At 65.9% G+C, this 6,621-nt stretch carries 7 protein-coding genes; 5 read left to right on the top strand and 2 right to left on the bottom strand.

Translation table 11 applies throughout. The annotated features are described in order from the left end of the window. Positions 1-321 precede the first annotated feature (321 nt). From BRAO375_RS18610 to BRAO375_RS18595, 4 genes are read left to right on the top strand one after another with little or no spacing between them, the layout of a single operon-like run. The gene (locus BRAO375_RS18610) at positions 322-639 is read left to right on the top strand and encodes a c-type cytochrome (RefSeq protein WP_009029008.1); all 318 of its coding nucleotides are present in this window, start codon (positions 322-324) and stop codon (positions 637-639) included. A gap of 1 nt (position 640) precedes the next feature. Beyond that, on the top strand, positions 641-1,036 hold the full coding sequence (locus tag BRAO375_RS18605) for a VOC family protein (RefSeq protein WP_035641022.1): 396 nt from the start codon (positions 641-643) through the stop codon (positions 1,034-1,036). A 49-nt stretch (positions 1,037-1,085) separates the two neighbouring features. Further along, positions 1,086-1,634 (top strand): hypothetical protein, encoded by a 549-nt coding sequence (locus BRAO375_RS18600; protein ID WP_009029006.1) that lies wholly within the window; start codon positions 1,086-1,088, stop codon positions 1,632-1,634. Positions 1,635-1,685: 51 nt separating this feature from the next. Then, positions 1,686-3,254 carry a GMC family oxidoreductase gene (locus BRAO375_RS18595; RefSeq protein ID WP_009029005.1) on the top strand — a complete coding sequence of 523 codons (1,569 nt, stop codon included), beginning with the start codon at positions 1,686-1,688 and terminating at the stop codon, positions 3,252-3,254. A gap of 219 nt (positions 3,255-3,473) precedes the next feature. Here the strand turns inward: BRAO375_RS18595 and BRAO375_RS18590 are convergent, their stop codons facing one another. After that, complete coding sequence (locus tag BRAO375_RS18590; protein ID WP_009029004.1) at positions 3,474-3,785, bottom strand: ribbon-helix-helix domain-containing protein; 312 nt, start codon at positions 3,783-3,785, stop codon at positions 3,474-3,476. Positions 3,786-3,947: 162 nt separating this feature from the next. Here BRAO375_RS18590 and mutL point away from each other — a divergent pair, with 162 nt between their 5' ends. Beyond that, positions 3,948-5,801, top strand: a complete 1,854-nt coding sequence (mutL, locus tag BRAO375_RS18585) for a DNA mismatch repair endonuclease MutL (protein ID WP_009029003.1) — start codon at positions 3,948-3,950, stop codon at positions 5,799-5,801. A gap of 209 nt (positions 5,802-6,010) precedes the next feature. On the opposite strand, the gene rsmD is transcribed toward mutL, so the two are convergent. Continuing rightward, entirely contained in the window at positions 6,011-6,565 is a 555-nt protein-coding gene (rsmD, locus tag BRAO375_RS18580; RefSeq protein ID WP_009029001.1) for a 16S rRNA (guanine(966)-N(2))-methyltransferase RsmD, read from the bottom strand. Positions 6,566-6,621: the final 56 nt, after the last annotated feature.

Here is a 6,621-nt window from a genome sequence, read left to right as displayed (position 1 = left end):
GATTCCGGGTTCAAGGCCTGCGGCCTTGCCCCGGAATGACGGTGGGTGTGGCACAAAAAGATGCGTCAGTATCCTCTCTCGTGGACCTATCACACGACGATCCGTCTGCAATGCTGACACACCTTCCGCGCTGCAAACAGCTGCGCCCGCTTTGTTCTCGCTGAAACAGCCGGCTACTACCACGCCGCGTTCACTGCGACCTACTCTCAGGAAAAACGAGAGCGAGGATCAATGTCGGGATGGCGTGCGGCGCAATTTGCGCCTGTTTTCTTCGGGCTATTTTGCGGCGCGGTGCTGAGCACCGCGAGCGCATCAGCGCAGATGGCGCTGCCATCACCCAAGCCCGTCGACGGCGCCACCCTGTTCAAGCAGCAATGCGGCGTCTGTCACACGATGAGCAGCGCCGAGCCGATGCGGCAGGGGCCACCGCTGTCGAAGGTCGTCGGCCGCCGTGCCGGCTCGATCGAAGGCTTCCGTTATTCGGCCGGCTTCGCCAAGGCCGATTTCGCCTGGGACGAGGCCAAGCTCGACGCTTGGCTGAGCAATCCGCAAGAGCTGATCCCCGGCGCCGTGATGGCCTATCGCCAGGCCAAGCCGGACGTGCGCGCCGCGATCATCAACTATCTGAAGGACAATTGAGATGGCAAAGCCCGTTCACTCCATGATCCGCGTCTTCGACGAGGCCAAGGCGCTGGATTTCTACAAGCGCGCCTTCGGCCTGGAGATCGCCGACAACCTCCGCTTCGACAGCTTTGCTTTGATCTACCTGCGTCACCCATCGTCGCCGTTCGAGGTCGAGCTGACCGTCAATTTCGATCGCAAGGAGCCCTACACGCTCGGCGACGGCTACGGCCATCTCGCCGTCGTGGTCGATGATCTCGATGCCGAGCATGCCCGGTTCGAACGCGAGAACCTGGCGCCGGGTCCCTTGCGCGACTTCAAGCACAATGGCGCGACGCTCGCGCGCTTCTTCTTCGTCAGCGATCCCGACGGCTACAAGATCGAGGTGATCCAACGCGGCGGCCGTTTCGGTTGATCCGCAATCCACGCCACGTCACAAACAAAAACACACGGAGGAAAGTGCCATGAGAGAAGTCGATCGCCGCAACAAATACGACCGCCGCGTCTTTCTCAAGGGAGCGGCCGCCACCGTGCCGGCCGCCGCCGTTGCGTCCGCGACCGGCGTCGGCGTCACCGACGCCTGGGCCGAGGATGCCAAGGCGTTGACGCCGGCGGCCCTGAAGACGCTGGTGAAGGTCGCGCGCGACATCTATCCGCACGACTTCCTCGCCGACCGCTACTACATCGTCGCGGTCAAGCCGTGGGACGACAAGGCCGCCGCGGACGCCGCCGTCAAGGCGATGATCACCGACGGCATTGCCCGCCTCGACCAGGACGCGAAGGACCGTCACAAGGTGCCGTATGCGCAGGTGCCGTGGGAGACGGATCGCGTCGCGCTGCTGCAGGGGATCGAGCAGACCACCTTCTTCAAAACGCTGCGCGGCGACCTCGTGGTGTCGCTCTACAATCAAAAGGAGGTCTGGCCGAAGTTCGGCTACGAAGGCTCCTCCGCCGAGCATGGCGGCTACATCAACCGTGGCTTCTCCGACATCGACTGGCTGCCCAAGGCGTGACGTCGAGGCCTGACGCTGGCGAACAACAAAGAGAACACGGAGGAAACCACAATGGCAAAATTCGATCTGAACGATTCAGGCGTGGTGGTGATCGTCGGCTCCGGCGCCGGCGGCGGCACCCTGGGCAACGAGCTCGCACAGAAGGGCATCAAGGTCGTGATCCTGGAGGCCGGCGGCCGTTACGAGATCCCCGACTTCATCAACGACGAATGGGAGAGCTTTACGCAACTCGCCTGGTCGGACATGCGCACGACCTCCGGCACCTGGCGCGTCGCCAAGGACTTCCCAAACCTGCCGGCGTGGATCGTGAAAGCGGTCGGCGGCTCGACCGTGCACTGGGCCGGCGCCTCGCTGCGCTTCGAGGAGCATGAGTTCAAGGCGCGCACCACCTATGGCGCGCAGCCTGGCGCAAGCCTGCTCGACTGGCCAGTGACGCTCGCCGAGATGGCGCCGTGGTACGCCAAGGCCGAGTTCAAGATGGGCGTGACGCGCACCAACGACATCCCCGGCCTGCCCGGCAACAACAACTTCAAGGTCCTCGAGGCCGGCGCCCGCAAGCTCGGCTACAAGACCGTGCACACCGGCAACATGGCGATCAACTCGCAGCCGCGCGACGGCCGCGGCGCCTGCCAGCAGATCGGCTTCTGCTTCCAGGGCTGCAAGTCCGGTGCGAAATGGTCGACGCTGTACACCGAGATCCCGAAGGGCGAGGCCACCGGCAATCTCGAGGTGCGCCCCGGCTGCATGGCGATCAAGATCGAGCATGACGCATCCGGCAAGGTCACCGGCGTGGTCTATGCCGACGGCGAGGGCAAGATGCAGTTGCAGAAAGCCCGCATCGTCGCGGTCGCCGGCAATTCGATCGAGAGCCCGCGGCTCCTGCTCAACAGCGCCTCCAGCATGTTCCCGGACGGCCTTGCGAACTCCTCGGGCCAGGTCGGCCGCAACTACATGCGGCACATGACGGGCAGCGTCTATGCGACGTTCGAGAACCCGGTGCACATGTATCGCGGCACCACGATGGCCGGCATCGTGCGCGACGAGGCGGCGTTCAATCCGAAGCGCGGCTTCGTTGGCGGCTACGAGATGGAGACGCTGTCGCTGGGTCTTCCGTTCATGGCGGCGTTCCTCAATCCCGGCGCCTGGGGCCGCAGTTTCACCGCGGCGATGGAGACCTATCCGCGCATGGCCGGCATGTGGCTGGTCGGCGAGGACATGCCGCAGGAAACCAACCGCATCACGCTCGATCCAGTCGCCAAGGACAAGTTCGGCATGCCGGTGGCCTCAGTGCATTTCGACGATCACCCCAACGACGTGGCGATGCGCGCCCACGCCTACAAGCAGGGCTCGGCGATCTACGAGGCGGTCGGCGCGACGGTGACCTATCCGACCACGCCCTATCCCTCGACGCACAATCTCGGCACCAACCGGATGAGCGAGAAGGCGAAGGACGGCGTCGTCAACAAGTTCGGCCAGACGCATGACGTCAAGAACCTGTTCGTGTCGGATGGCAGCCAGTTCACCACGGGCGCGGCGTGCAATCCGACGCTGACCATCGTGGCGCTGGCGATCCGCCAGGCCGACTACATCGCGGGCGCGATGCAGAAGAAGGAGATTTAAGTCCTGGACGCCGCCCAGATTCCGCGTCGCAATTTGTTACTCGTCATGCCCGGGCTTGACCCGGGCATCCACGTGGCTCCTCGTACGCCGTACGACGTGGATGGCCGGGACGAGCCCGGCCATGACGGCGCGGAGAGACGTGAACGCAAAAGCAGATCGGTTCGCCAAGAAGGTCCTGAGAACCCTCTGCAAGCGCGTATCGAGGGATGGCCTCGCGCCCTACTCCGCCGCGTCCATGATCGCCGCCGCGGTAAACTCCGGCATCGCCGCGGTAGCCTTCGCCCGATAGATCAGACAGGAGCACCGCAGCAGCGACGCGAAATTCTTCACCTCGCCGTGATGATCGAGCACCTCGGCGTAAAGCGTGGTCACGAATTTGGCGAGACTCATGCCTTCCTTCGCGGCGATCTCTTCGAGCGTGTCCCAGAACGCCATTTCGAGCCGGATCGACGTGCTATGGCCGCCGATCCGCAAAGAGCGGGTCTGCGACTCATAATCGCGCTGAGGCTGGTGTGCGAACAGACGGCACATGGGCTTCCTCCGGCAGATTGTGATTTTGGCGAAACGATATACTGGCCCCGCCCGCCCCACAATCCCGTTGGAGAACGCGGCTTTCGCCTGCCGCACTGCATAAAAAACGCTATTCTCACGGCGACGCGTGCCTTCAAAATCCAAGCCACCCAAGTTCAAGTCATGCCCGTCCGCCAGCTTCCCGAACAGGTCATCAACCGCATCGCCGCCGGCGAGGTGGTCGAACGGCCCGCGAGCGTCGTCAAGGAGCTGGTCGAGAACGCGATCGACGCCGGCGCCAGCCGCATCGACATCTTCACCGATGGCGGCGGCCGGCGGAAGATTGCGATCACTGATGATGGCGGCGGCATGACCGCAGCTGACCTCGCGCTCGCGGTCGAGCGTCATGCGACGTCGAAGCTGGACGATGAAGACCTCCTGCAGATCCGCACGCTCGGGTTCCGCGGCGAGGCGCTGCCGTCGATCGGCTCGGTGGCGCGGCTGTCGATCACGACGCGGCACAAGGGCGAGCCGCATGCGTGGGGCATCACGGTCGATTGCGGCGACAAGTCAGAGATCGTGCCGGCCGCGCTGAATCAAGGCACCCGCGTCGAGGTCGCCGATCTCTTCCACGCCACGCCGGCGCGGCTGAAGTTCCTCAAGACCGACCGCACCGAGGCCGAGGCGATCCGCGAGGTGGTGCGAAGGCTGGCGATGGCGCGGCCGGACATCGCCTTCACGCTGGCCGGCGAGGAGCGCGCGCCGGTGACCTGGGCCGCCGCTTTGCCCGGCGCGCCGGGTCAGCTGACGCGGCTCGGCGACATCCTGGGCGCCGACTTCCGCAGCCATGCGATCGCGGTGCGCAGCGAGCGCGACCATGTCGTCGTCGAAGGCTTCGCCGCGGCACCGGCGCTGACGCGGGCCAATGCGCTCGGGCAGTATCTGTTCGTCAATGGCCGCCCGGTGCGAGACAAGCTGATCCTCGGCGCGGTGCGCGCAGCGTACGCGGACTATCTGCCGCGCGACCGCCATCCGGTCGTGGCGCTATTCGTCACGCTCGATCCGCGCGAGGTCGATGCCAACGTGCATCCGGCCAAGACCGAGGTGCGCTTCCGCAATGCCGGTCTCGTCCGCGCACTGATCATTCACGCGCTGAAGGAAGGCCTCGCCCGCGAAGGCCGCCGCACCGCGGCCAATGACGGCGGCGCGACCATCGCGGCGTTCCGCCCGGCGTTCACGCCGCCGCGGCCCAGCCCTGGGCCGATGAACTGGGACTGGCAGCGCTCGCCGTCGGCGCCGGTCGCTCCGGTGCCGCGCTATGATGACGCGCCGATGCCTGCCGCAACTGCCTACTCGCCCGCCGCTTTCGCCGAGCCGATGCAGGCGGCGTTCGACGTCGGCGGTCCGCGCGCCGATCTGCGCCTGCACGAGCAGCCGGCCGCACCCGACCTGCTCGACCGCCCGCTGGGCGCCGCGCGCACCCAGATCCACGACACCTATATCGTGGCGCAGACACGTGACGGCCTCGTCATCGTCGACCAGCACGCCGCGCATGAGCGCATCGTCTATGAGCGATTGAAAGCGTCGCTCGCGGCGCACGGCGTACAGCGGCAGATCCTGCTGATCCCGGATATCGTCGAGCTCGATGAGGCCACCGTCGAGTCGCTGCTCGCGCGAACTGATGAGCTCGCCTCGTTTGGCCTGGCAATCGAATCCTTCGGCCCCGGCGCCGTCGCCGTGCGCGAGACGCCGTCGCTGCTCGGCAAGATCAATGCGTCGGCGCTGCTGCGCGACCTCGCCGAGCACATGGAGGAATGGGGCGAGGCGCTGCCGCTGGAGCGCCGCCTGATGCACGTCGCTGCCACCATGGCCTGCCACGGTTCGGTGCGCGCCGGCCGCCGCCTCAAGCCCGAGGAGATGAACGCGTTGCTCCGCGAGATGGAGGACACGCCGAACTCCGGCCAGTGCAACCACGGCCGCCCGACCTATGTCGAGCTCAAGCTCGCCGATGTCGAGAAGCTGTTCGGGAGGAGATAGCGACCACGATTGAGGCCACGACGATAGCTCCAAATCCGGTGTCGTCCCGGACAAGCCGCAGCGGCGCAAAGCGCCGCGGCGGCGCTGATCCGGGACCCATACGCCGCAGCAGCCGTGAGGAAAAAGAACGACGTGGCGATCAGCCTGCTTCCCAACATGACCCTGTGGTTATGGGCCCCTGCGTTCGCAGGGGCGACACCGAGCGAGGATCAGGAGCGGCGCAAGAAAACGAATTCGGTGTCGTCGTAAGCGCGCCGCTCGAGTTCTTCAAATCCCTCGGGCGCCTTGACCGCAGCGCTTTTGGACTCCTCGACCACCAGCAAGGCCGATGGCACCAGCCAACCGCCGTCGCGCAGCGACGCCAGCGCCGTCTCCGCCAGGCCCTTGCCATAGGGCGGATCGAGAAACACCAGTGCGAACGGCTCGACCGGATGCGCCGGGCCGAGATTGGTGGCGTCGCGGCGGTACACCTTGGTGACACCACCCAGCCCCAGCGCCTCGACATTGTTGCGCAACAGCGCCCGCGCCTCGGCGCCATTGTCGACGAACAAGGTGAACTCAGCCCCGCGCGACACCGCCTCGATACCGAGCGCGCCGGTGCCGGCGAAGAGATCGAGCACGCGCGCGCCGTCGATCGGGTTGTCGTAGGCGTGCACGAGGATGTTGAACAGCGCCTCGCGCAGCCGGTCCTGCGTCGGCCTGATATCGCGCGACGCGGGCGAGGCGATGTTGCGGCCCTTCAGCCGTCCACCGACGACACGCATCACGCGTCTCGGTGCGGATTGTTGATGAATCGAGCTCTCACCCTGCGGGCAGAGCA

This window comes from Bradyrhizobium sp. ORS 375, assembly GCF_000239775.1.
Taxonomy (GTDB): domain Bacteria; phylum Pseudomonadota; class Alphaproteobacteria; order Rhizobiales; family Xanthobacteraceae; genus Bradyrhizobium.
The sequence above is the reverse complement of the archived record's forward strand: the minus strand, read 5'-3'. Positions and strand labels throughout refer to the sequence as shown.

Coding starts and splice junctions, on each gene's coding strand:
- BRAO375_RS18610 (WP_009029008.1), top strand. CDS start 322: ATGGCGCTGCCATCACCCAAGCCCGTCGACGGCGCCACCCTGTTCAAG.
- BRAO375_RS18605 (WP_035641022.1), top strand. CDS start 641: ATGGCAAAGCCCGTTCACTCCATGATCCGCGTCTTCGACGAGGCCAAG.
- BRAO375_RS18600 (WP_009029006.1), top strand. CDS start 1,086: ATGAGAGAAGTCGATCGCCGCAACAAATACGACCGCCGCGTCTTTCTC.
- BRAO375_RS18595 (WP_009029005.1), top strand. CDS start 1,686: ATGGCAAAATTCGATCTGAACGATTCAGGCGTGGTGGTGATCGTCGGC.
- BRAO375_RS18590 (WP_009029004.1), bottom strand. CDS start 3,785: ATGTGCCGTCTGTTCGCACACCAGCCTCAGCGCGATTATGAGTCGCAG.
- mutL (WP_009029003.1), top strand. CDS start 3,948: ATGCCCGTCCGCCAGCTTCCCGAACAGGTCATCAACCGCATCGCCGCC.
- rsmD (WP_009029001.1), bottom strand. CDS start 6,565: ATGCGTGTCGTCGGTGGACGGCTGAAGGGCCGCAACATCGCCTCGCCC.